The sequence below is a fragment of the Spirillospora sp. NPDC046719 genome, from assembly GCF_040645715.1.
Classification (GTDB): Bacteria; Actinomycetota; Actinomycetes; order Streptosporangiales; family Streptosporangiaceae; genus Spirillospora.
The window spans coordinates 1-23,653 of record NZ_JBEYYT010000124.1 but is presented as its reverse complement, the minus strand read 5'-3'; the positions used below and the strand labels follow the sequence as shown (position 1 = coordinate 23,653).

Annotated in this window: 24 protein-coding genes; 15 read left to right on the top strand and 9 right to left on the bottom strand. The window is 71.2% G+C overall.

The genetic code is table 11. The features are described 5' to 3' along the window. Positions 1-72: 72 nt before the first annotated feature. The 4 genes from tsf (at position 73) to ABZ914_RS22035 (ending at position 3,394) form a co-directional block, all read left to right on the top strand. Positions 73-909, top strand: coding sequence for a translation elongation factor Ts (tsf, locus tag ABZ914_RS22050; RefSeq protein WP_190859764.1), 837 nt, complete (start codon positions 73-75; stop codon positions 907-909). A gap of 56 nt (positions 910-965) precedes the next feature. Next, positions 966-1,745 (top strand): UMP kinase, encoded by a 780-nt coding sequence (gene pyrH, locus ABZ914_RS22045; protein WP_151539737.1) that lies wholly within the window; start codon positions 966-968, stop codon positions 1,743-1,745. 51 nt (positions 1,746-1,796) lie between these two features. After that, positions 1,797-2,354, top strand: coding sequence for a ribosome recycling factor (frr, locus tag ABZ914_RS22040; protein WP_190859765.1), 558 nt, complete (start codon positions 1,797-1,799; stop codon positions 2,352-2,354). A 254-nt stretch (positions 2,355-2,608) separates the two neighbouring features. Beyond that, positions 2,609-3,394 carry a phosphatidate cytidylyltransferase gene (locus tag ABZ914_RS22035; protein ID WP_500195244.1) on the top strand — a complete coding sequence of 262 codons (786 nt, stop codon included), beginning with the start codon at positions 2,609-2,611 and terminating at the stop codon, positions 3,392-3,394. Positions 3,395-3,489: 95 nt separating this feature from the next. On the opposite strand, the gene ABZ914_RS22030 is transcribed toward ABZ914_RS22035, so the two are convergent. Then, positions 3,490-4,635, bottom strand: coding sequence for a suppressor of fused domain protein (locus tag ABZ914_RS22030; RefSeq protein WP_500195242.1), 1,146 nt, complete (start codon positions 4,633-4,635; stop codon positions 3,490-3,492). Positions 4,636-4,770: 135 nt separating this feature from the next. On the opposite strand from ABZ914_RS22030, the gene rlmN reads away from it, so the two are divergent. From rlmN to ABZ914_RS22015, 3 genes are all read left to right on the top strand, one after another. Next, positions 4,771-5,919 (top strand): dual-specificity RNA methyltransferase RlmN, encoded by a 1,149-nt coding sequence (rlmN, locus tag ABZ914_RS22025; protein ID WP_190859772.1) that lies wholly within the window; start codon positions 4,771-4,773, stop codon positions 5,917-5,919. A gap of 67 nt (positions 5,920-5,986) precedes the next feature. Next, positions 5,987-6,487, top strand: a complete 501-nt coding sequence (locus ABZ914_RS22020; protein ID WP_500195240.1) for a DivIVA domain-containing protein — start codon at positions 5,987-5,989, stop codon at positions 6,485-6,487. A 79-nt stretch (positions 6,488-6,566) separates the two neighbouring features. Further along, positions 6,567-7,391, top strand: a complete 825-nt coding sequence (locus ABZ914_RS22015; protein WP_500195238.1) for a DUF1963 domain-containing protein — start codon at positions 6,567-6,569, stop codon at positions 7,389-7,391. A gap of 51 nt (positions 7,392-7,442) precedes the next feature. Here the strand turns inward: ABZ914_RS22015 and ABZ914_RS22010 are convergent, their stop codons facing one another. Both ABZ914_RS22010 and ABZ914_RS22005 read right to left on the bottom strand, forming a co-directional pair. Continuing rightward, positions 7,443-8,132: a hypothetical protein gene (locus ABZ914_RS22010; protein ID WP_500195237.1), complete on the bottom strand. Its 690-nt coding sequence runs from the start codon at positions 8,130-8,132 to the stop codon at positions 7,443-7,445. Positions 8,133-8,382: 250 nt separating this feature from the next. After that, positions 8,383-9,108: an ATP-binding cassette domain-containing protein gene (locus tag ABZ914_RS22005; RefSeq protein WP_500195236.1), complete on the bottom strand. Its 726-nt coding sequence runs from the start codon at positions 9,106-9,108 to the stop codon at positions 8,383-8,385. A gap of 86 nt (positions 9,109-9,194) precedes the next feature. Here ABZ914_RS22005 and ABZ914_RS22000 point away from each other — a divergent pair, with 86 nt between their 5' ends. Continuing rightward, positions 9,195-9,635, top strand: a complete 441-nt coding sequence (locus ABZ914_RS22000; protein ID WP_500195234.1) for an HIT family protein — start codon at positions 9,195-9,197, stop codon at positions 9,633-9,635. Between the two features lie 740 nt (positions 9,636-10,375). Here ABZ914_RS22000 and ABZ914_RS21995 read toward each other — a convergent pair. Together ABZ914_RS21995 and ABZ914_RS21990 are read right to left on the bottom strand one after the other, a co-directional pair. Then, entirely contained in the window at positions 10,376-10,642 is a 267-nt protein-coding gene (locus ABZ914_RS21995) for a type II toxin -antitoxin system TacA 1-like antitoxin (protein WP_500195232.1), read from the bottom strand. A 115-nt stretch (positions 10,643-10,757) separates the two neighbouring features. Next, positions 10,758-11,249 carry an Lrp/AsnC family transcriptional regulator gene (locus ABZ914_RS21990; RefSeq protein WP_190859793.1) on the bottom strand — a complete coding sequence of 164 codons (492 nt, stop codon included), beginning with the start codon at positions 11,247-11,249 and terminating at the stop codon, positions 10,758-10,760. 164 nt (positions 11,250-11,413) lie between these two features. Here ABZ914_RS21990 and ABZ914_RS21985 point away from each other — a divergent pair, with 164 nt between their 5' ends. The 6 genes from ABZ914_RS21985 to ABZ914_RS21960 all read left to right on the top strand — a co-directional run bounded on the left by ABZ914_RS21985 (position 11,414) and on the right by ABZ914_RS21960 (position 18,528). Then, positions 11,414-12,847, top strand: a complete 1,434-nt coding sequence (locus ABZ914_RS21985; RefSeq protein ID WP_387027352.1) for a gamma-aminobutyraldehyde dehydrogenase — start codon at positions 11,414-11,416, stop codon at positions 12,845-12,847. Between the two features lie 116 nt (positions 12,848-12,963). Next, the gene (locus tag ABZ914_RS21980; RefSeq protein ID WP_190859798.1) at positions 12,964-14,115 is read left to right on the top strand and encodes an ABC transporter ATP-binding protein; all 1,152 of its coding nucleotides are present in this window, start codon (positions 12,964-12,966) and stop codon (positions 14,113-14,115) included. Beyond that, on the top strand, positions 14,112-15,356 hold the full coding sequence (locus tag ABZ914_RS21975; RefSeq protein ID WP_500195230.1) for a polyamine ABC transporter substrate-binding protein: 1,245 nt from the start codon (positions 14,112-14,114) through the stop codon (positions 15,354-15,356). The genes ABZ914_RS21980 and ABZ914_RS21975 overlap by 4 nt, the downstream gene beginning before the upstream one ends. Further along, positions 15,356-16,225: an ABC transporter permease gene (locus ABZ914_RS21970; RefSeq protein WP_190859801.1), complete on the top strand. Its 870-nt coding sequence runs from the start codon at positions 15,356-15,358 to the stop codon at positions 16,223-16,225. The genes ABZ914_RS21975 and ABZ914_RS21970 overlap by 1 nt, the downstream gene beginning before the upstream one ends. Beyond that, positions 16,222-17,049 (top strand): ABC transporter permease, encoded by an 828-nt coding sequence (locus ABZ914_RS21965; RefSeq protein ID WP_500195227.1) that lies wholly within the window; start codon positions 16,222-16,224, stop codon positions 17,047-17,049. The genes ABZ914_RS21970 and ABZ914_RS21965 overlap by 4 nt, the downstream gene beginning before the upstream one ends. A gap of 39 nt (positions 17,050-17,088) precedes the next feature. Beyond that, positions 17,089-18,528, top strand: a complete 1,440-nt coding sequence (locus tag ABZ914_RS21960) for an NAD(P)/FAD-dependent oxidoreductase (RefSeq protein WP_500195226.1) — start codon at positions 17,089-17,091, stop codon at positions 18,526-18,528. 37 nt (positions 18,529-18,565) lie between these two features. On the opposite strand, the gene ABZ914_RS21955 is transcribed toward ABZ914_RS21960, so the two are convergent. Beyond that, on the bottom strand, positions 18,566-19,087 hold the full coding sequence (locus tag ABZ914_RS21955) for a PH domain-containing protein (protein WP_347256824.1): 522 nt from the start codon (positions 19,085-19,087) through the stop codon (positions 18,566-18,568). Between the two features lie 145 nt (positions 19,088-19,232). Here ABZ914_RS21955 and ABZ914_RS21950 point away from each other — a divergent pair, with 145 nt between their 5' ends. Continuing rightward, entirely contained in the window at positions 19,233-19,949 is a 717-nt protein-coding gene (locus ABZ914_RS21950; protein WP_500195224.1) for a hypothetical protein, read from the top strand. Here ABZ914_RS21950 and ABZ914_RS21945 read toward each other — a convergent pair. The 3 genes from ABZ914_RS21945 to ABZ914_RS21935 all read right to left on the bottom strand — a co-directional run. After that, positions 19,910-21,118 (bottom strand): hypothetical protein, encoded by a 1,209-nt coding sequence (locus ABZ914_RS21945; protein WP_387027358.1) that lies wholly within the window; start codon positions 21,116-21,118, stop codon positions 19,910-19,912. The genes ABZ914_RS21950 and ABZ914_RS21945 overlap by 40 nt on opposite strands. A 166-nt stretch (positions 21,119-21,284) precedes the next feature. Continuing rightward, positions 21,285-22,160, bottom strand: coding sequence for a glutamate ABC transporter substrate-binding protein (locus ABZ914_RS21940; protein WP_387027360.1), 876 nt, complete (start codon positions 22,158-22,160; stop codon positions 21,285-21,287). Between the two features lie 20 nt (positions 22,161-22,180). Continuing rightward, positions 22,181-23,653, bottom strand: a 1,473-nt coding sequence (locus ABZ914_RS21935; protein ID WP_500195223.1) for a GlnX family signal transduction membrane protein, incomplete at its 5' end; no start/stop codon positions are given.

The following is a 23,653-nucleotide window of genomic DNA, read 5'->3' as shown; positions in this document are numbered from 1 at the left end:
GGCGGCGTCGTGGCGACGCCGCCGGGACCGTCGCGGGTCCACGACCAAACGACGAGAGAAGCGAAGAGAGCGATGGCCAACTTCACCGCCGCTGACGTCAAGCGGCTCCGCGACCTGACCGGCTCCGGCATGATGGCCGTAAAGAACGCCCTGACCGAGGCGGACGGCGACTTCGAGAAGGCCACGGAGCTGCTGCGCCTCAAGGGCGCCAAGGACGTCGGCAAGCGCGCCGAGCGCACCGCGGCCAACGGCCTGGTCGCCGAGCACTTCAACGGCTCGGGCGACGGCGCGCTGCTGGAGCTCAACTGCGAGACCGACTTCGTCGCCAAGAACGAGCAGTTCATCGAGCTGGCGAACCGGCTGGTCGAGTTCGCGGCGGGCAGCGGCGCGGCGGACGCGGCGTCCCTGCTCGGCGCCGAGATCGAGGCCGGCAAGACCGTCCAGGCCCTGATCGAGGAGAACAGCGCCAAGATCGGCGAGAAGCTGGAGCTGCGCCGCTTCGCCCACTTCCAGGGCGCCTACGTGGCCAGCTACCTGCACAAGTCCGACCCGTCCCTGCCGCCGACCACCGGCGTGCTGGTCGAGCTGGACAAGGAGAACGCCGAGGTCGCCAAGGACGTCGCGCAGCAGATCGCGGCGATGGCGCCCAAGTACCTGAACCGCGACGAGATCCCCGCGGACGTGATCGAGAAGGAGCGGGCGCTCGCCGAGCAGCTCACCCGCGACGAGGGCAAGCCCGAGCAGGCCATTCCGAAGATCGTCGAGGGCCGGGTGAACGCCTACTTCCGCGACTTCGTGCTGCTCGAGCAGGCGTTCGTGAAGGACGGCAAGAAGACCATCGCGAAGGTCCTGGACGAGGCCGGCGTGAAGGTCGTGCGCTTCGCCCGGTTCAAGGTCGGGCAGGCGTAAGGGCACTCTGGAGACAGGGACCCGAGATTCAGCGACGCAACGAGGAGGCCGCCGACGTGCCGGAGAAGACGACCACCAGTGCGACGGCGGCCCCGTCGTCCGGGCAGCACGCGCCGCGCGCGGGCTGGAAGCGGGTGCTGCTGAAGCTCTCGGGCGAGGCGTTCGCCGGGCGCGATCCCCTGGGCATCGACCCGGAGGTCGTGCAGCACGTGGCGGAGGCCATCTCCGAGGCCGTGAAGGACGGCGTGCAGGTCGCGGTCGTGTGCGGCGGCGGCAACATGTTCCGCGGCGCGGTCATGGCCGAGCGCGGCATGGACCGCGGCCGCGCCGACTACATGGGGATGATCGGCACGGTCATCAACTGCCTGGCGCTGCAGGACTTCCTCGAGAAGCTCGGCCTCGACACGCGCGTGCAGACGGCCATCACCATGAGCCAGGTGGCCGAGCCGTACATCCCGCGGCGCGCCATCCGGCACCTGGAGAAGGGCCGGGTCGTCATCTTCGGCGCGGGGCTCGGGCAGCCGTTCTTCTCCACCGACACGACCGCCGCCCAGCGCGCGCTGGAGATCGGTGCCGAGGCGGTCCTGAAGGCGACTCAGGTCGACGGCGTCTACGACGCCGATCCTCGTAAGAGTCCAGAGGCGGTCAAGTTCGACCGTTTGGATTACGGTGAGGTTCTACAGCGGGGTCTGAAGGTCATGGACGCCACGGCCATCAGCCTCTGCATGGACAACGCGCTCCCCATCGTGGTCTTCGACCTCATGGGGCAGGGCAACATCGTCCGGGCCGTCCGGGGTGAGAAGATCGGCACGCTGGTCAGCCCGGCACAGGGCTGACCGCGGCCCGGAACGCGGTGCCAGGGCCGACCAGATGACATGGGAGTCACAGTGATCGACGAGACCCTCCTCGAAGCCGAGGAGAAGATGGAGAAGGCGGTCGCGGTCGCCAAGGAGGACTTCCAGGCCATCCGCACCGGCCGGGTCACCCCCGCCATGTTCAACAAGATCACCGCGGAGTACTACGGCACCCCGACGCCGGTCAACCAGCTGGCGTCGTTCACGCTGCCGGAGCCGCGGATGGTCATCGTGCAGGTCTTCGACAAGTCGTCCATGCAGGCGGTGGAGAAGGCGATCCGCGACAGCGACCTCGGCGTGAACCCCACCAACGACGGCAACGTCATCCGGGTGGTCTTCCCCGAGCTGTCGGAGGAGCGCCGCAAGGACTTCATCAAGGTCGCCGGCACCAAGGCCGAGGACAGCAAGATCTCCATCCGCAACATCCGCCGGCGCGCCAAGGACACCCTCGACAAGCTCGCCAAGGACGGCGAGGTCGGCGAGGACGAGGTGCGGCGTGCGGAGAAGGAGCTCGACGACACCACGCACAAGTACGTGGCGCAGATCGACGAGCTGCTCGAGCACAAGAAGGCCGAACTGCTCGAAGTTTGATGGGACTCGACGACGCCGGGGAGCCCACGGGCTCCCCGGATGAGCCGGAGGTCGACATGCCCGGCCCACCCCCGGGAGAAGCTCTGGACTCGCCCTCCGGCGAGGCGCCGGACGTTCCCGCAGGCACCGCCGCCGAAGACGCGGCGCCCTCCGGTGCGACGCCCGTGACGGGCGCGCGCGCTGGATCCGAGGGGGAGCCGCCACCGGACCCGTCCGGCGGCGGGCGCCAGAGCAAGACCGGCAGGAACCTGCCGATGGCCATCGGCGTAGGCGTCGCCCTCGGGGCGCTGGTACTGCTCTCGCTCTACACGGTGAAGCCGATCTTCCTCGCCGTGATGGTGGTCTTCCTCTTCCTCGGTATGAGGGAGCTGACGGACGCCTTCAAGTCGCGCGGCATCCGGGTGCCGTTCATCCCGGTGGCGACCGGCATGGTGGCCACTCCGGTGGTCTCCTATGTGTGGGGACCCACCGCGGTGGTCGCGGCGGTGTCCCTCACGGTGCTCAGCATGATGCTGATCCGGATGACGGAGGGCGCGGACGGCTACGTCCGGGACGTCAGCGCCGGCTCGTTCGTCGCGGGGTACCTGGTGCTGATGGGCGGGATCGTCGCGCTCCTGATGCGGCCCGGCGACGGCGACGACCGCACGGTCATCTTCATCGCGACGACGGTGGCCAGCGACATCGGCGGCTACTTCGCCGGCACGTTCCTCGGCAAGCACAAGCTCGCCCCCACGATCAGCCCGAAGAAGACGTGGGAGGGCGTCACCGGCTCCGCGATCACCTGCATGATCGTCGGCGGGTGGCTGGTGTGGTGGCTGCTGGACGGCGGTCAGCCCTGGCAGGGCGCGCTGGTCGGCCTCGCCGCCGTGGTGACCGCGACCGGCGGCGACCTCATCGAGTCGATGATCAAACGGGATCTCGGCATCAAGGACATGGGCACGCTGCTGCCGGGCCATGGCGGGGTCATGGACCGCCTCGACTCGCTGGTCGCGACGGCCCCCGTGGTGTGGCTGCTGCTGGAGCTGTTCGTCCCCAGCTAGACCTCTCAGGCGCCCTGGGCGGGACCGGCCCCTGGATGGGGCCGGTCGTTCTCCTGCCTAGGAGAACGACCGGAGAACGGCCAGCCGTCTCCGGCCTAGGAGACGACCCAGGAACGTCCCTGCTGCGCCAGGCGCCGGATGAGCGCGTCCGAGCCCTCGCTCTTGGCGTACCGGTGCTCCTCACCCGAGATGGGGACGAGCCACAGCCACCGGACGGGATCGCCGTGCAAGGTCAGCCCCGTGAGGGCGGGTACCTCCGGGCCGGCCAGCCGCGCGGGGTCCTCCAGGAGGAGCACGCCTTCCCAGGCGCCGTCGCCGCTCCCGAGGGGGAACGTGCGGGCCTCGTGGTACCACTTGACCACGTCCCCCGGGGCGAACCAGGTCACCGATCGCCACGGGTACTGGGCGAGCCACGGGAAGATGCTTCCCGCGCGCTGGCTGGGCAGTGTGCTCGCCACAGCGAGTTCTATGCGGGCGTACGGGGCGACGTCGTCCTCGTACAGTTCCACGGTGGGCATCCGCTGGCGGCTCATCCCGACCGTGCTGAGCACGGTGAAACCGCGGTCGCCGCGTGCGGGCCGCTCCGTCACGCCCACGGTGGGGGACGGGCTGACCTTGCCTCCCGCGAGCTGGCGTCCCACGTCGTGCCAGTAGTGGCCTCCGGGGCCGAGCCGCTGCAGCAGGTGGCCTAGGACCGACTGCTGGAACTCCGCCCACGAGCCGTCGGCGCGGCACATCTTCCAGTGCTCGCGCGCGCGCTCGATACGGGGGCCGAACTCCGCGATCTCCTCTTCCATGGGGAAGGCGAACGGGCTCTGCTCCGTCGCGTCGCGCGCGTAGCCGGGGATGCCGCGGCCCATGTCCGACCATCCCGGGATCACGAACAGCGGGTCGCCCGCCTCCAGCACGGCGACGCCGTCGCCCTCCTCGAACCACACCACTTCGAGGGCGGAGGCGTCGAGGGCCTCGCGCCCCTGCGGATGGGCGACATGGGACTCGGGGAGCAGCGGTGCGCCGCCGGCGTCGAGCCGCGACCGGTCCAGCGACGACGGCGCCTTGCGGTGGTTGGCGACCCAGACGGCGCCGATCACCGAGTCCCGCGCGTCCCGCAGGTAGGCCGAGGTCACATCGCCGTCGGACTCGACGACGAGCCTCCGGCTGCCGTACGGGCTGGCCTCGGCGTGGACGATCGTGGCGGCGGGGGTCCTGGGCGAAGCGGTGCCCCTGCGCAAAACCGACATGATCAGACCTTAGTCGCAGTGAAGGTCATGCGCAGCGATGTCGCAGCGCTCGCCGCAGGACGCCGGCAGCGCGCGGGAGAAGAGCGCCCGGATGCGGACGAGGCATCGGCAGGTGTTTGCGACACTGGAAGGACCATGTCTGCCACCACCGAGCCCGCCACCGCGGGCGCCGCGCCCAAGAAGACCCCGGCGAAGCTCGTCTTCGCCGCGCCGCGGCGCGGCAAGCCGCCGCGGCACCTGGCCGACCTCACGCAGGCCGAGCGCCGCGAGGCGGTCGCGGAGCTGGGCGAGAAGCCGTTCCGGGCCGACCAGCTGTCGCGGCACTACTTCGCCCGGCTCGTCGACGACCCGGCGAAGATGACCGACCTGCCGGCCGCCGTGCGCGACCGGCTGGTGTCGGAACTGCTGCCCTCGCTGCTGACCCCGGTCCGCGAACTGGACTGCGACGGCGGCAGGACGCTGAAGACGGTCTGGAAGGCGTTCGACGGCGTCCTGTTCGAGTCGGTGCTGATGCGGTACCCCGACCGGGCCACGATGTGCGTCTCGTCCCAGGCGGGCTGCGGCATGAACTGCCCGTTCTGCGCCACGGGGCAGGCCGGTCTCACGCGCAACCTCTCCACGGCCGAGATAGTGGAGCAGGTCGCGGCGGGCGCGCGCGCGATGGCCCGTGGGCGCGTCCCAGGCGGACCCGGCCGCGTCTCCAACATCGTCTTCATGGGCATGGGGGAGCCGCTCGCGAACTACAAGGCCGTCATCGGCGCGGTCCGCCGCATCACCGATCCGGCGCCGGCCGGCCTGGGGATCTCGCAGCGTTCCGTCACCGTGTCCACGGTCGGCCTCGTCCCGGCGATCGAGAAGCTCGCCGCCGAGGACATGTCCGTGCGGCTCGCGGTGTCCCTGCACGCCCCGGACGACGAGCTGCGCGACGACCTCGTCCCGATCAACAACCGATGGAAGGTCGCCGAGGTCCTGGACGCCGCCTGGGCCTACGCCGACCGCAGCGGGCGCCGCGTCTCGATCGAGTACGCGCTCATCAAGGACGTCAACGACCAGGCATGGCGGGCCGATCTTCTCGGCAGGCTCTTGCGCGGCCACCTCGTACACGTCAATCTGATCCCGTTGAATCCGACGCCGGGGTCCAAGTGGACCGCCTCGCGGCCGGAGGACGAGCGCGAGTTCGTCCGCCGCCTGGAGGCCCACGGGGTTCCGGTCACGGTGCGCGACACTCGGGGCAGGGAGATCGACGGGGCCTGCGGACAGCTGGCCGCGGCGACCAAGGACTGAGCGCGCCGGCGGCGCCCCCGGGGCCCCGCGGGCGCGGGGACGAGGGCTGAGGAGCACGGTGGCGCTGATGAGCACGCGGCTGCCGGTGGCGTTGCGGGGCTACGACCGGACACAGGTGGACGGCCTTCTCGAACGGATCTCGGGCGCGCTGAACGGCGGCGCGCCGATGTCCGCCGACGAGGTGCGCACGGCGCGCTTCGACGTCGTCCTGCGCGGATACGACCGCCGCGCGGTGGACGACCTGGTGCGCGAGTGCATCAGGGAGCTGGAGACGAAGGCGCCGATCGCCGAGCGTCCCGGCCGTTCCCGGGCGAACCCCGCATGGCTGATCAACTGGATCCAGAACGCCCGGTTCGCCGGCTCGGGCATGCGCCCCGGCTACGACGTCCGGGACGTCGACGCGTTCCTCGACCGCGTCATCTCCGGGCTGCGCGGCGCGGCGCCGCCGGTGTCGGCGCGCGACGTCCGGGAGAGCGCCTTCCGCGTCGTCCGCCTCGGCCCCGGCTACGACGAGCAGGAGGTCGACCGCTTCCTCACCCAGCTCGCCGGGGCCCTCGAAGGCCGCTGAGAACGATCACCGCCGCGGAGTTATCCACATTTTCGCCGCGGGGTGGTGACCGCCGCCGGGGCCCAGCAGGCTTCGGGGCATGGACGACTTCGACGCGCAGCGCCGACGGCTGAGCACCTTCCTCGGCCTGCTGTTCACCCCCGAGATCATCTCGGTCCTGCTGTCCCTGGCCCGGCCCGCGGTGCGGCTCGGAGCCGCCGGCGGCGTTCCGGTCCGGCTGGGCGGTGCCCCGCTACTGCCGGCCGCCGCGGCCTGGCCCGCATGGAGGGGTCGTCCGCTCGACTTCCTCGGCGCCGTCGACTTCACCGAACTCGCCGTCTTCGGCACGATCCCGGGCCTTCCTCGGGGCGGTCTGGCCGCCTTCTACTACGCGAGCGAGATCCCGAGGCCGTGGGGCGACGCGTCCGGGCAGCGGGACGGCTGGCGCGTGTTCACCGGCGACCTGCATCCCGCCGAGCCACCGCCCGGCGTCCTGTCCTATCCACCGACCGAACTGGGCGCTACTCCGTTCCTGTCGCTGCCCTCGCCGCAGGAGATGGTCGCGCAGCGGCTGGAACGCATCTATCGCGGCTTCCTGGCCGAGTACGAGCAGCTGCACGCGGTCTGGTCCCGGCACGTCACGTCCGAGGCGCCCGCGCATCAGCTGGGAGGCTGGCCCGACCTCGTCCAGCGGCCGATCGGCCCCGACTGCCTGTACGCCTCCACGGGCCGTCCGCTCGACGGCCTCGACGCCCCGGAGCTGTCGGAAGACGATCTCGCGGCCGTCGACGACTGGCGCCTCCTGCTCCAACTCGACTCCGACCACCGCCTCGGCTGGTACTGGGGCGACCCCGGCCGCGTCTACTTCTGCTCCCGCCGGAACGACCCGCTGGAGCGAGCATGGCTGACCGTCCAAGCGGCCTGACGTCCGGAGGGACCATGCGCCTCCAGCGATCCCTTGACCCCGTGCGGACGATCAGTGACGCAGCCGGGCGACGAATACGTAGGCGGCGCCGACGACGGCCGACCAGAGGGCCAGGTGCAGCACCAGGCCGGGGAAGTCCGCGACGAAGCGGTCCGGGCCGTCGTGCGCCGCCCTCAGCCACTCGATCATCGGGACCGAGAGAAAGGAGAGCCGGCCCAGCCCCAGCAGGAGGACCACGGTCACGCCGCCGAGCAGCGCCAGCAGCGACACTCCCGGATCCGGGATGAACGCCCGGCTCGTCCAGGCGCCGAGCAGCGTCCCCGCGAGCGCGACCGGCACGCTCAGCGCGCACCCCACGAGGATCGCCCGCACAGGCGCACCTGCGTCGAGCCCCTGAAAGAGAGGAATGGCCAGCACGATGACGCCCAAGCACAGGTTCACGGCGTACGCGGCGACCAAGCCCGCCCATGTGGGCGTCCAACGGTGCCGTGCCGCGGTCGCCGACAGCGCCCGCTGCTCGTCGGGCTGCGTGTCCAGCAGGGCCCGCGCCGTCCACGCCCAGATCGGGAACATGAACGCCGCCACATCGCCGAACGTCCCGACGGACAGCTTGACCCGCTCCGGCCCGCCCGGCCCCTGGAAGAGGACGAGCACCATGACCAGCGCCACGACGATCACCGGATGCAGGACGCGCAGCGAACGCACGTACCCCTCGACCTGGAACCGCGCCAGCGCGATCACCGTCCCCACCTCGCACGGTCGTCGCCCCGGCCCCGCCCCGCCGCGCACTGCCGATCACGGTCCGCCGACCCCCGTCGATCGCGGTCCACCGACCCCCGCCGATGGCGGTCTGCCGATCCTCGCCGATCGCGGTCCACCGACCCTCGCTGACTACGGCGCCCTGCCCGATCGCGAACGGCGCCCGGCCCCTCTGAGGTGCCGTGCCGCCTGCCGCATCGGCACGCTTCGTCCCCTGCGCGGGACATGATGATCATTGGTCGTGCCTCCGCACGGTGTAGCCGTCGGCGCGGAGCTTGGTCTCCACGGTGTCGGCGTCGGCCTCGGGCACCACGACCTCGAGCACCGTCAGCCTCGGCGCGTCCGGTTCGTCGCCGGCGGCCAGGCGGGTCACCGTGCCGCCCGCGACCTGGAGCCGGTCGATGCCCGGCAGGGATTCGATGCAGCGCTGGTGGTCGCTGATGACCACGGTGGCGCCGTCGGCGGCGAGACCGGCGATCAGCCCCGGCAGGGTGTCGCGGGTCGCCGCGTCCAACCCGGCGAACGGTTCGTCGAGGATGAGGAGTCCCGGGTCGTCCATGAGCGCCTGGGCGAGGCCGACCTTCTGCGCACTGCCCTTGGACAGCTCCGGCAGCCGCACGTGGAGGAGGTGATCGAAGGCCAGGCGCTCGGCCCACGTCCCGATCGCGTCCTCGGGCACCCGCCTGACGGCGGCCATGTGGCCGAGGTACGAGCGGACGGTGAACGGCTGGTCCACCGGGAAACGCTCGGGTGCGTACCCGATGCGGCTCGGTCTCTCTCGGACCGATCCCTTCTGGGGCCCGCGCAGGCCGGCGATGAGGCGGAGAAGGGTGGATTTCCCAGCGCCGTTCCGTCCGGTGACCTCGGTGACGCTGCCGGGCGGGAGGGAGAGCGTGACGTCCCTCAGCACCCAGGGACCCCTCCGGTGGTAGCGGAAGGCGACGTCATCGAGCCGCATAGGACACGAAGGGTAGCGGCGAAAACCTAAGGGGGCCGTTAGGGAGGAGGCTGCGCACGCAGGCGGGGGGCGGCAGAATGCCGCGCATGGCTGACTCCGTGTCCGGCAAGTCCTGCGTCTTCTGCGAGATCCTGAAGGGAGAGCGTCCAGCGCACGTCGTCCTCGACGCCCCGGACGCGCTCGCGTTCCTCGACGCCCGGCCGCTCTTCAAAGGACACACGCTGCTGGTGCCGCGGACGCACGTCGAGACACTGTCGGACCTGCCCGCCGACCTCGTCGGCCCGTACTTCCAGCACGCGCAGCGGCTCGCAGCGGCCATGGAGTCGGTGCTCGGCGCCGCCGGCTCCTTCGTCGCCATGAACAACCGCATCAGCCAGAGCGTCCCCCACCTGCACGTTCACATCGTTCCCCGCAACCGCAAGGACGGCCTGAGGGGCTTCTTCTGGCCCCGCCACAAGTACGACTCCGACGCCGAGGCCGCCGACTACGCGGCCCGCCTGTCCACGGCCCTCACCGACCAGGCCTGAACCCGCACCACCACCTCACCTGGACCGAACACCCCGCCGAACCAGCAACTCGCCGCCCAGCCCGCTCCCTCGCAGACCCCGCGCCCTCGGCGAGCAGGTGACCTCGTCAAGCCCGCGGTCTGGACGCGAGCCGGTGACCTCGGCGAGTCGGCGATCTCGACGAGTTGGTGACCTCGTCGGAGCTGCGATCTTGGCGAGCTGGTCTGGACGCGAGCTGGTGACCTGGGCGAGTCGGTGACCTCGTCGGGGTTGCGGACTCGGCGAGCTGGTCTGGACATGAGGCGGTGATCTGGGCGGTTGGGTGAGCTCGCCGGGGTTGGTGACCTTGTTGGGGCTGCGGGCTCGGGGAGCTGGTCTGGACACGAGCCGGTGGGCTTGTTGAGGCGAGGAGCGCGCGGAGCTGGGCGGGTGCTGAGCCGCCTGGCTCGCCGAGGTCGTGGACTCGCCGAGGTCGTGGGCTCGCCGGGGAGGTGGGTTCGGTTGGCCGGTGGGCGAGGTGGAGGTGGCGGGTCAGTGATTCGGGGTGAATCCGAGGTGGGCGGCTTCGGGAATCAGAGGCTCAAGCTGAGTCGGTGATTCGCCTTGGATGTGGTCGCCTTGGATGTGGTCGTCTTGGCGAGTCGGATTGGCGAGTGGGGTGGTGGGGCTGTGGTGCCCTGCCGGGGGCTCGGTGCTTCCGCCGAGGGGCTGTGGTGCCCCCGCCGGAGGCGGCGGGGGCAGGGTGGCGGGGGTGGGGGGAGTCAGGTCAGGGCTAGGAGGAGGGCTATGTAGGGTTCGGTCGCCTTGGGGTCCGGGGGCGGGTCGGGAGCGGCGGCGCGGAGGGCGGCGGCGTGCTCGTAGAGGTCGCGTTCCGCGCGGTCGAGGGCGGCGGACAGGATGTAGTCGGCGACGCTCCAGCCGATCAGGTCGGCGGCCTTGCGGATGGCGAGGAGCTGCTCGGCGGTCGTGCTCAGCGCGATGTGGTCGGTTCCGGGGGCGGGAAGGTCCGGGCGGACCGACTCAGACATGGCCGGTCTCCTTCCTTACGGCATCCCAAAGTACGCCGCGAGGGGTTGCCGGAACATCCTCATTCGGGACGAGAATCGACGGATGGCGGGCGAAGGCGGACGGCGGCGCGCGGCCTCAGCGGGTCCCCCAGGAGTAGGTCTGTTTCCGCAGCTTGAGGTAGACGAAGCTTTCGGTGGAGACGACGCCCGGGACGGCGCGGATCCGGCCGAGCAGCTCCAGGAGGCGCTCGTCGTCCTCGCAGACCAGTTCGAGCAGGATGTCGAACGAGCCGGCGGCGATGACGACGTAGTCGATCTCGTCGAGGGCGGCGAGCTCGTCGGCGATCGTCTCCAGGTCGCCCTCGCACTTCACGCCGATCATCATCTGCCGGGAGAAGCCGAGCATCAGCGGGTCGGTCACGCCGACGATCTGCATGACGCCGGTGTCGAGGAGCTTCTGCACGCGCTGGCGGACCGCGGCCTCGGAGAGGCCGACGGCCTTGCCGATGGCGGCGTAGGAGCGGCGGCCGTCCTGCTGGAGCTGCTCGATGATCCGCTTGGCGGTCTCGTCGAGATGCACGGGAGACCGGGCGGACCCCCGGCGGGAGGGAGGGCGCTCCTCCGTCATCGTAGGTACTCCTAGCTGCGGCATCGAGGGTGTGAGGCGGTTGGTCCAAGTGAATCAGTCGTGAAACTGGATCGTAACAACGGAATCACTTGTATTGGGCTGGAACCTCTGTCAGGGTCAGGCCAACGGGACAGTTCGGGCGGCGGCGCCCAGGAAGGATCGAGATGAGCGGCGAACGGCTGCGCAACTTTATCGGTGGCGAGTACACCGACGCCAAGGACGGGCGGACGCTGGAGGTGGTCGACCCCAGCACCGGCGAGGCGTACGCGGAGGCGCCGGTGTCCGGCGCCGAGGACGTCGACGCCGCGTTCCGCGCCGCCGCGGAGGCGTTCCCCGCCTGGCGGGACGCGACGCCCGGCGAGCGCAGCCTGGCGATGCTGCGGTTCGCCGACGCGGTGGAGGCCCGGGGACGCGAGCTGGTCGAGGCGGAGAGCCGCGACACCGGCAAGCCCGTGCAGCTCACCATGGAGGAGGAGCTGCCGCCGATGGTGGACAACCTCCGGTTCTTCGCGGGCGCGTCCCGCGTCCTGGAGGGCAAGGCCACCGGCGAGTACCTGGCGGACCACACCTCGTCCATCCGGCGGGAGCCGATCGGGGTGTGCGCGCAGGTGACGCCCTGGAACTACCCGATGATGATGGCGGTCTGGAAGATCGGGCCGGCGCTGGCGACGGGCAACACCGTGGTGCTCAAGCCGTCGGAGACGACCCCGGTCAGCACGCTGATGCTGGCGGAGATCGCCGCGGAGTTCCTCCCGCCCGGCGTCTTCAACGTGATCTGCGGCGACCGCGACACCGGCCGCGCGCTGGTGGAGCACCCGACCCCGCAGATGGTGTCGATCACCGGCAGCGTGCGGGCGGGCATGGAGGTCGCCGCGGCCGCCGCGAAGGACCTCAAGAAGGTCCACCTGGAGCTCGGCGGGAAGGCGCCCGTCGTGGTGTTCGACGACGCGGACGTGGAGTCGGCGGCGCAGGGCATCGCGGAGGCCGGCTACTTCAACGCCGGGCAGGACTGCACCGCGGCGACGCGGGTGCTGGTCGCGGACCGGCTGCACGACGAGTTCACGGCGGCGCTCACCGAGGCGGCGCGCGGCACCGTCGTCGGCCCGCCGAGCAACACCGACGCCTTCTACGGCCCGGTGAACAGCGCCGCGCAGCTGGAGCGCGTCCAGGGCTTCATCGACCGGGTGCCGGGGCACGCGGAGGTGCTGACCGGCGGTTCGCGGTCCGGGGACGCCGGCTTCTTCTTCGAGCCCACCGTCGTCGGCGGGCTCCGCCAGGACGACGAGATCGTGCAGAACGAGGTGTTCGGCCCGGTCATCACCGTCCAGCGCTTCTCCGACGAGGCGCAGGCGATCGAGTGGGCCAACGGCGTCCGGTACGGGCTGGCGGCCAGCGTGTGGACGCAGAACCACGGGCGCGCGATGCGCATGAGCAAGGCATTGGACTTCGGGGCGGTGTGGGTGAACACCCACATCCCGTTCGTCTCGGAGATGCCGCACGGGGGCTTCAAGCACTCCGGCTACGGCAAGGACATGTCGATGTACGGAATCGAGGACTACACCCGCGTCAAGCACGTCATGCACTACATCGGCGCCTGAGGGACGTACCGCGGCGGTGCGCGGGCCGGTGCCCGTCCCCGGGACGGGCGCCGGCCGGCGCGGGGGCGCCGCCGCGGTGGTCGGGCGCCACGAGCTCGTGAAGGAAACCCCTGCCCATGACCGAAACCCAGCCCGCCCCGGCGCGCGACGACCCGGGTCGCGCAGTTCCCGCCATCGAGCTCACGGGAGTCGAGAAGACCTACCACGCGTACGGTGAGGCCGTCGCCGCGGTCCGCGGCGTGGACCTGACGATCGCGCAGGGGGAGTTCTTCTCCCTGCTCGGCCCGTCCGGCTGCGGCAAGACCACCACCATGCGCATGATCGCCGGCTTCGAGGAGCCGACGGCCGGCGAGGTCTACCTGCACGGACGCAGCGTCACCGGCGTGCCCGCCAACCGCCGTGACGTCAACATGGTGTTCCAGTCGTACGCGCTGTTCCCGCACATGAACGTCTTCGACAACGTGGCGTTCGGGTTGCGCCGCCGCGGCGTCGGCAAGGCCGACGTCAAGGCGCGGGTCGGCGAGATGCTGGAGATCGTCGACCTCACCGGGCGGGAGCGGCGCCGTCCCGGGGAGCTGTCGGGCGGACAGCAGCAGCGGGTCGCGCTGGCCCGCGCGTTGGTGAACCGGCCGCGCGCGCTGCTGCTGGACGAGCCGCTCGGCGCGCTGGACCTGAAGCTGCGGCAGGCGATGCAGGTCGAGCTGAAGCGCATCCAGCGGGAGGTCGGCATCACGTTCGTGTACGTGACGCACGACCAGGGCGAGGCGCTGACGATGTCGGACCGGATCGCGGTGATGAACGACGGGCTGATCGAGCAGCTCGGCACGCCGCGGGAGATCTACGAGCATCCGGCGACGCGGTTCGTGGCCGGGTTCATCGGGACGTCCAACCTGCTCGGCGGGGAGGTCGCCGAGGTGTCCGGGGGCGGCGCCGTGATCTCCTACGGGCCGGACGGGCGGATCGAGGTGCCGGTGAGGGACGGGCTGGCGGTCGCGGCGGGGGAGCGGCTGGAGCTGACGGTGCGGCCGGAGAAGATCGGCATCGGGACGGACAAGCCGGCCGACGACCTGTGCCGCGTCCGCGGCACGGTCACGGAGGTCGTCTACCTGGGGACCTCGACGAACTACAACATCACCACCTCCACCGGCGCCGACGTGGTCGTGTTCCTGCAGAACGCCACGAACGCCGACGACATCGCCGTTCGCGGGGACGGCGTCTGGCTGTCGTGGGACCCGCGCCACTCGTACGCCATAGGAGCCCCCCAGTGACGAACATCGACCCCGCGTTCCTGCGCGGACTGACCCGCCCGCGCCTGGCACGGTCCACCGCGTCCCGCCGGGACGTGCTGCGGCTGATGGGCGCGGCGGGCGCGGGCCTCGCCCTGTCGGCCTGCGGCGTGAAGGGGCAGGGCGGCAAGGAGAAGGTCACCCAGACCGACGTACAGAAGTACTGGGCGGGCAAGGCCAAGACGGGCAAGCTGAGCTGGGCGAACTGGCCGGGCTACATGGAGGACGATCACTCGACCATCAAGGCCTTCGAGAAGGCCACCGGCATCAAGGTGGACTACAAGGAGGTCATCCAGGAGATGGGGCCCTGGTTCGGCAAGATCCAGGCGCCGCTGGCGGCCGGCCAGTCCATCGGGTTCGACCTGATGGTGATGACGAACGGGATCCAGCTGGAGCAGGCGCGGCAGCTCGGCTACCTCGCGCCGCTGGACCAGTCGCGGCTGAAGAACTTCCAGGCCAACGCCGGCCCGACGTTCAAGAACCCGTCGTACGACCCGGGCAACGCGTTCACGGTCCCGTACGAGTCGGGCATCACCGGGATCGCCTACAACACCAAGTACGTCAAGGAGGAGATCACCAGCATCGCGCAGCTGTTCGACCCGAAGTACAAGGGGCGGGTCGGCATGATGGGCGACTCGCAGGAGCTCGGGAACTTCGGGATGTTCCTGCTCGGCATCGACCCGGAGAAGTCGACGCAGGCCGACTGGGAGAAGGCGGCGGCGAAGCTCCGCGAGCAGCGCGACAAGGGGATCGTCCGCAAGTACTACAACCAGGACTACGTCGACGCCGTCAGCAAGGGCGACGTGTGGATGACGATGGCGTGGTCGGGTGACGTGTACAGCATGACCAGTCCGGACGTGCGGTTCGCCATCCCGAAGGAGGGCGGCACCATCTGGACGGACAACATGTGCATCCCGAAGACCGCGGGCAGCCCGGTGGACGCGATCACGCTGATGGACTGGCTGTACGTCCCGGAGAACAACGCGCCGCTGACCGAGTTCGTCAACTACATCACGCCCGTGCCGGGGGTGAAGCAGATCGTCGCGGCGGACGCGGCGAAGGCGACGGGCCAGGAGAAGAAGGACCTGACGCGGCTCAGCACGAGCCCGCTGGTGTTCCCGTCCGAGGCGGACATGCAGCGGCTGCGGCGCTACCGGCGGCTCACGCAGGCGGAGGAGACGCGGTACCAGAAGATCTTCGAGCCGATCGCCAAGGGCTCGTGATGGCCCGGCGGCCGCGGGGCGGCGCGCTCGCGCCGTACCTGATGATCCTGCCGAGCGGGCTGTGGATGCTGGCGTTCTTCATCGTGCCGATCGTGCTGATGGTGTCGCTGTCGCTGCAGACGGGGAACCTCATCGACGGCTTCCGGCAGACGTTCCACTGGCAGAACTACACCGACGGCCTCAACACCTACGGCGACAAGGTCGTGCGGTCGCTGTGGTACGGCCTGATCGCGACCGTCCTGTGCATCGCGCTCGCGTACCCGGCCGCGTACTGGATCGCCTTCCGCGGCGGGCGGCACAAGTCGACGTACCTGTTCCTGCTGCTGCTTCCGTACTTCGTGTCGTTCGTCCTGCGGACGGTGTCGTGGAAGCTGGTGCTGACCGACAACGGGCCGATCCTCGGGCCGCTGCGGAACCACGGCCTCCTGCCGTCCGGCTTCCATGTGCTGGACACCGGGGTCGCCGTCGTGTCGGGGCTGACGTACAACTTCCTGCCGTTCATGGTGCTGCCGATCTACGTGGCGCTGGAGCGGATCGACGAGCGCGTCGTCGAGGCGGCGTACGACCTGTACGCGAGCCGGGCTCAGGCGTTCGCGCGGGTGGTGCTGCCGCTGTCGCTGCCCGGCGTGTTCGCCGGCGTCATCATGACGTTCGTGCCGGTGTCGTCGGACTACGTCAACGCCGAGGTGCTGGGCGGCCCGCAGAACACGATGATCGGCAACGTGATCCAGACGGAGTACTTCGACAACAGCGCCTACCCGGTCGCGTCGGCGCTGTCGTTCGCGCTGATGGCGATCCTGCTGGTCGGCATCTTCGTGTACGCGCGGTCGCTCGGCACGCAGGACGTTCTGGAGGCGGCGGGACGATGACGACGATCGCACCCACCGCGGCCCCGCGCCCCGCGCCGCCGCGCCGGCGCCGCCGGATCTCCGGCCTGCACCTCTACACGCTGCTGCTGATCGCGTGGCTGATCCTGCCGATCGCCATCATGATCATGTTCGGGTTCAACGACACGCACAGCAAGCAGAACTTCCAGTGGCAGGGCTTCACGTTCAAGTGGTACGTCCACCTGTTCGACAAGGAGGACCTGACCACCGCGGTGGTCAACTCGCTGACGATCGCGCTGCTCAGCACCGCCATCACCACGGTCATCGGGACGTTCGCCGGGATCGCGCTCGGCCGGCACCGGTTCCGCGGCAAGGGCGTGACGAACCTGGTGCTGTTCATGGCGATCTCCTGCCCGGAGATCGTGATGGGCGCGTCGCTGCTGTCCATGTTCGTCACCTTCAACCTGCCGCGCGGCTACCTGACGATCCTGCTCGCGCACGTGATGTTCTCGATCGCGTTCGTGGCGGTGACGGTGCGGGCGCGGGTGGTCGGCCTGGACCCGGCGGTCGAGGAGGCGGCGCAGGACCTCGGGGCCGGGCCGTTGACGCGGTTCCGGCTGGTCACCCTGCCGATGATCATGCCGGGCGTGGTGGCGGGCGCGCTGCTGGCGTTCGTGCTGTCCATCGACGACTTCGTGATCACCAACTTCACCAGCGGCTCCACCATCACGTTCCCGCTGTGGATCTACGGCTCGACCCGGACCGGGACGCCGCCGCAGGTCAACGTGATGGGCACGATCATCTTCGCGGTCGGCGTGCTGATCGCGGTGGTGTCGGCGCGGCGCAGCATCCGCGCGTCCCGCTGAGAGCGGGGACGTGCCCGATCCCATGAAAGCGCCGGACTCATGAAAGGGCTGGACTCCGCGAACGTGCCGGACGGCGTCGTGAAGGCGCTCGCGGACGCCGAGCCCGTGCCGTACTGGCTCGCGGACGCGGCGCGTCCCGAGCCGGAGCCGCCGCCGGCGGGCGAGCGGTCGTGCGATCTCGCCGTGGTCGGCGGCGGCTACGGCGGCCTGTGGACGGCCCTCCTCGCCAAGGAGCGCGACCCGTCCCTGGACGTGGTGGTGCTGGAGGCGGGACGGGTGGGGTCCGCCGCGTCGGGCCGCAACGGCGGGTTCTGCGCGGCGAGCCTCACCCACGGCCTGGAGAACGGCCAGGCGCGCTGGCCGGACGACATGCACGAGCTCGAACGGCTCGGCTGGGACAACCTGCGCGCCATCGGCGCGACCCTCGCCCGGTACGGCATCGACGCCGAGTGGGAGCCGACCGGGGAGATGACGGTCGCGACGCGGGAGTGGCAGGTCCCGGCGCTGGAACGGGCGGCGGAGAAGGCGTACGAGCTGGGCTGGGAGCCGATCCTGCTCGGCCCGGACGCCGTCCGCCGGGAGGTCGCGTCGCCCACGTACCTCGCCGGGCTGTGGGACCGCGACGCGGTCGTCATGGTGCATCCCGCGAAGCTCGCGTTCGGGCTGGCGGAGGCGTGCCGGTCCCTCGGCGTCCGCGTCCACGAGAACGCGCGGGTGACCGGGGTGCGCTCGGACGCCCGCAGGCTGCGGCTGAGCGGCGCGCACGGGTCGGTGACGGCCCGGCGCGTCGCGCTCGCCACGGGCGCGTTCCCGCCGCTGCTGCGGCGCATGCGCGGCTTCCTCGTCCCGGTGTACGACTACGCGCTGGTGACCGAGCCGCTGTCTCCGGCGCAGCGCGAGGCGATCGGCTGGAAGCACCGGCAAGGGCTCGGGGACGCCGGCAATCAGTTCCACTATTACCGGCTCACCGCCGATGACCGGATCCTCTGGGGCGGGTACGACGCCGTCTATCACTACGGCAACGGAATGCGGCGCGACCTGGAGAACCGCCCCGCCACTTTCGCCGCGTTGGCGCGGCATTTCTTCGCCACGTTCCCGCAGCTGGAGGGCGTCCGTTTCACGCACGCGTGGGGCGGCGTCATCGACACGTGCAGCCGTTTCTGCGCCTTCTACGGGACGGCCTTCGACCGCAGGCTCGCCTATGCGGCGGGGTATACCGGCCTCGGTGTGGGGGCCACGCGTTTCGGCGCGGACGTCATGCTCGATCTGCTCGGCGTGGGCCTCGCCCCCGGCGAGGAGACCGAGCGGACGCGGCTGGCGATGGTGCGCTCCAAGCCCGTCCCGTTCCCGCCCGAGCCGCTCAGGTACGGCGTCATCGAGCTGACCCGCCGCGAACTCGCCCGCGCGGACCGCGACGACGGCCGCCGCGGTCTCTGGCTCCGCACCCTGGACCGCTTCGGGCTCGGCTTCGACTCCTGACGGGGGCGCGCCGGCGGGATCAGCCGCGCCGGCGGGATCAGTCCGGAGCCGCGTCGACGGTGCCGAAGACGAACGACGAGACCTCGAGGTACAGCTGCTCGGGATACGGCACGAAGCGGACCCTCCGGAGCCCCTGCTTCTGCCCCGCGGACTCGATGATGAACTCGCCGTAGCCGAGCGCCCGGCCCGTGTAGGAGCGCTTCAGCTCGATGTTGTCGACCTTCGCCATCGGCATCATCGCGATGTCCCGGTTGAGGACGCCGCGGATCACCATGATGCGGTGCTCGGTGACCAGGAAGAACTGCAGGGACCAGGCGGCGAGGTTCCAGAGCAGGTAGCCGAGGCTGACCAGCCACAGGAGCCAGATCCACGCCAGGCCGATGGTCACCTGGACGGCCGCGCACAGGATGAGGGCGGCGACCGCGTAGACGATCGGCAGCAGGAGGAGGGCGGGGTGCCGGCGCACGGCGATGACCCGTCCTTCGTAGGACATCAAGTACCTGTCGACCATCCGCGTCGTCGTGTCGTCGCGGTGGACCACCATGTCCTGCAGATTCACTGCGGTTTCCCATCGTGTCCGGTGGTCCAACGGTAGCCCAACGCACGCGGGCCGTGCAGGTACCGCGGGGGTGATCGCGGCGGGACGCCCGGGGAACGGCGCATCGGCCTTGTGCGCGCCGGGCGCGCGCCTGATGATGTTCCGCATGGACGGCGTTGGGGAGCCCGGTCGGCAGCCGCAGGAGGGCCGTGCGGGCGCTCAGGGAGCGCAGGGGGAGTTCGCCCACGACGTCATGGCCCGCCCGATCTGGCGGCTGCTGCTGCGCGGCCTCGGCGTGTACCTGCCGGGCTGGCGGACGCCCGAGACGGTGCTGCGGGTGCCGGGCGGCGCGGTCGGGTTCGGCCCGCCCGCGTTCCTCGACGGCGACGCCGGGTTCGGATTGCAGCTCCCGGACCGGCGGAAGGGCCTGGAGCCCGACCGGGAGATCTACGTGCGGGGCCGGGAGAACCCGAGCTTCGGCATCGTCGTGGCGGGCCCGGCGGCGGCGATCGGCAGCCGGGTCGTGGACGCGGAGGTGCTGATGCGGTTCGCGCGGCGGCTGACCTTCGAGGAGCTGTTCGACACCGGCGACGCCGACTCGGTGCCGTACGCGGTGCGCGGCGCGCGCGCGGTGGAGAACGTGGTGTTCCTCGACCGCGCTGCGGGCGTCGGGCTGTGCGCGGAGGTCGAACCGGTGACGCGCGCGCTGCACTGCCCCCTGTACGTGCGGATCGGCGGCCCCGCTGAGCGGACCGTCCGCGCCTATGCCCCGAACCCCGACCACGTCCCGAACGGCGCCCAGCGCGAGAACGGGTCCGGCGCGGCCTATGGCGAAGGGCCGGCCTACGGAGCGGACGACCAGGCGGTGAGATCCCACAGCTGATGGGACGGCAGCCGCCGCAGCCGCTCGGTGGCGGACGACGGGTCCCAGAACACCTCGTCGCTCTCCAGCTCCAGCGACTGCGCGGCGGTCAGCACCGCGCACAGCAGCTCGTCGCGGGTGCGGACGGCCATCAGCGGCCCGATCTGCGCCACCGCGCCCGAACACTCCGACAGGGTGCGCAGGAGCGCCTTGAGCGCCTCCTCGTCCTCCGGAGCGCGCGCGGGCTCCACACCGGGCGGCAGGCCCGGCTCGACGCGGGCGAGGCCGCCGCGGCGGTCGCCGCCGTTGGCGGTGAGGCCGTTCTTCGGCGGCTCGGTGCCGGCCGAGATGAGCAGCGCGCTGAACGCGCCGGCGAGGTCCTCGGCGGCCTGCCCGCCGAGGAAGTAGCGGCGCCGCTCGGGGGAGCCCGGCGCCGTCCCGTCGGTGCCCTCGGCCGTGCGGAACCGGACGTTCAGCCGGCTCGCCCGCACGCACCGCTCGTACATCTCGGTGAGGATGTCGTCGAGCTGCCCGTCGCGGGTCCACAGCCGCCCCGTGGCGGTCACGGACGTCCCGCCGGGGTGGTCGCGGGGGCGGCCGGTCAGCGCGGCCGTGACGGTGTCGTCGAGCTCGCCCTCGGTGAACTGGAGCAGCTCGGTGACGACGTCCTCGACGTCCTCCAGCGTGCGGGTGAGGGTGCGCTGCAGTTCGAGGATCTCCTCGCCGCCGCGCTCCAGCTCGGCGAGCCGGTCCAGCGCGCCCTCCACCTTGCCCTCGACGGCGGCGGCGCCGGCGCCGGTCACCGACCGCACCGACGTCTCGATCTCGGCGAGCTTGCGGCGCAGCGCGGCGAGCGTGATGCGCTGCTGCTCCAGGTCGTGCAGCCGGCCGGCCTGCACGCGCAGGTGCTCGTCGGCCTGGTGGACGCGTCCGGCCAGCTCCTCGACCTGCTCGTGGTTGTGGCGCAGCCGGCCGTCGAGCGCGGGCAGCACGTCCTGCTTGACCCGCGACAGCTCGGCGGTGAGCTGCTCGCCGACCGTGACCAGCACGTTGTTCTGCTTGGTGACCTGCTCGTTCAGCTCGTCGACGCGGCGGGTGAACGCGTTGGCCTGGTTGCGGGACTGCCGGCCCGCGTACAGTTCGAGCGCCCCGACCACGACGCACAGCACCACCAGGACGACCGTCGTCATGGCACTCCTCGGGCGGGGCGGTTCCTACCGGAATGGGTTTTGATCGCGACCATAACTTACGATCACGCGCGCCGACCGGAACTTACGTAACCGACTGATCTCAGTGACCCTCCGGTTTCATCAGCCCTTCACGCCCCGCCGTTCCTCGCAATGCGCATTCGCGCGGTCACGACTCGTCACACCCCTCGAATTGGGGCACGGTGGTGGTGACTTTCAGGCCCGCGGGATCGAACCATTTGTGCAGCAGCCGCGGCACGGTTCCGTCCTGGTACATCTTGGTGAGGACCTTGTTCACCTTCTCGCAGCCGTCCACGTCGTCCTTGCGCAGCCCGATGCCGTACGGCTCGTCGGAGAACGGCGCGTTGACGATCGCCACCTTGTGGCCCTCCTTGACGGCCTTCGCCGCCAGGCCCGCCAGGATCAGGTCGTCGGTCGAGACGGCGTCGAGCCGGTCCGAGGTCAGGCCGTCCAGGCAGGCGGCGTAGCCCTCGCGCTCCCCGACGTCCGCGGGAAGCGCCGCCACGCCCAGCTCGTCGTGGACGCGCGGATACGACACCGACCCGGCGACCCGGCACAGCCGCTTCCCCGCGAGGTTGTGGACGTTCTTCACCGCCGACGCGTCGGACGCGCGGACCAGGATGTCCTGGTGCGCGACGTAGTACGGGCCCGCGAACGCCACGTCCAGCTTCCGCTCGGGAGTGATGGAGTAGCTCGCGACGACGAGGTCGACCTTGCCCTTCTCGATCAGGCTCTCGCGGGTCTTGGACGTCACCGGCGCGAAGCGCAGGTGCGAGCCGGTGACGCCGAGCCGCCGCGCGACCTCCCGGGCGACGTCGATGTCGAAGCCCGCGTAGGCGCCGCCGCTGCGCGACCCGACGCCGGGCTGGTCGGTGTTGACGCCGATCGTGAGGTCGCCCTTGTGCACGATCGACGTCTCGCCCGCGTCGGCGATCCCGCAGGCCGCCGCCGACAGCGCGGCCGTCCCGGCGGTCAGCAGCGCCGCCGCCGCGCGCAGGACGTTCCCGTTCCGCCGGATCCCCATGGTCCCCATCCCGCGCCTTCTCATCTCTGCCACCGGTACTCCGCCAGGCGCGGCCGCACTCCGGCGAGCGCGAGCGCGACGATGGCGAGGCCCGCGACCGGCAGGATCGCGTACCAGCCGCCCGTGCCGTCCTCGCCGTCCTTCACGGCCTGCTGGAACGCCCCCCAGTGGATGCCGATCAGGGACTGCATGTCCTTGTCGTACCGGGTGAAGTCGGCCGTGGCCGCGCCGCGCGCCGCCGCGGCCTGCGCCTTCTGCCCGCCGTCGACGAGCGCGCGCATCCGGTGGTCGTTCTCCTGGACCCTCTGATAGTCGGCCAGCACGCGCTTCAGGGCGTCGTCGGTGTCCGCGGCACGGTCGGAGTCCGCGGTGCGGGCGGCCTCCGTGCCGAGGAAGCCGAGGAACGGCGCGCGCCCGGGTGCGAACGACAGGCCCTTCTGCACGGCGGCGTTGTACTCGTCGAGGTTCCCGGCCTTCAGGTAGAGGACGGTCTGTGACTTCTTCAGGTAGACCTGCTCGTAGGAGTCGGCGCGGGCCGGGTCGAGCAGGAAGCGCGTCTCGTCGGCGTTCGCGCTGTTGCTGATGGCGCGCGCCCGCGACAGCGACAGGATCGGGTCGAACCCCTGCTCCTTCGCCCTGCGCAGGTCGTCCGCCTGCCCGGCGAGCATCGCGGCGCACGCGGCGACGAGGACGAGCGCGCCGAGCGTGGCGACGGCCAGCGCCGGGTTCAGCAGCCGCCGGAAGCGGCGCGCCAGGTATGCCTGGAGCCCCAGCAGGACGGCCAGCAGCACGATCCCGGTGACGATGACCCACAGGGTGCCCGACCGGACGTCGGAGCGCTTGTTCTCGTAGGTGTGCCGGACGAGCGTGCCGTTGTCGAGCGTCAGGTTGTACGCCTTCGGCAGCAGGTCGAGCTTCATCATGTCGGTCGCCTGCCGGTACAGGTCCAGGACCTGCTTCGGCGGCTGGCCGGAGGTGCGCCCCGACTGCTGGTCGAGCAGGAGCGCCTGCGAGGCGAGCCGCTCGTAGCGGCCGATGCCGTCCAGCAGGTCGCGGGCGGTGTCGTCCTCGGTGGTCTCGTCGGCGAGCTTCGCGGCCTTCAGCAGCGCGACGCCGGCCCGCTGCCGGTCCTGGTCGTAGCGGGCGAGGGCCTGGTCGCGGCCGCCGCCGGCCGCGGGCCCCGCGAGCAGCGCGTTGGCCAGCTGGGCGTCCATGTCCGACAGCTGGAAGTACATGTCGCCGGTCGCGACGACCTGCGGGCCCGCGTCCTTCCCGATGACCTTCACGCCGTCGCGGGCGTCGGCGATCGCCGCCCACGCCGCCACGAGCAGTGCCACGAGGACCACGGCGACCGCCGCGGTCAGCGCCCGGACCCGGCCCGCGACGGTGCGGGGGAGCGCCCGCGCGATGCCCGACGGCTCGCCGGGGACCGCGCGCCGCAGCCGGCGCTCCGAGGGGCGCTCGGGCGGCGACGCCGCGCCGCCGGGGGCCGG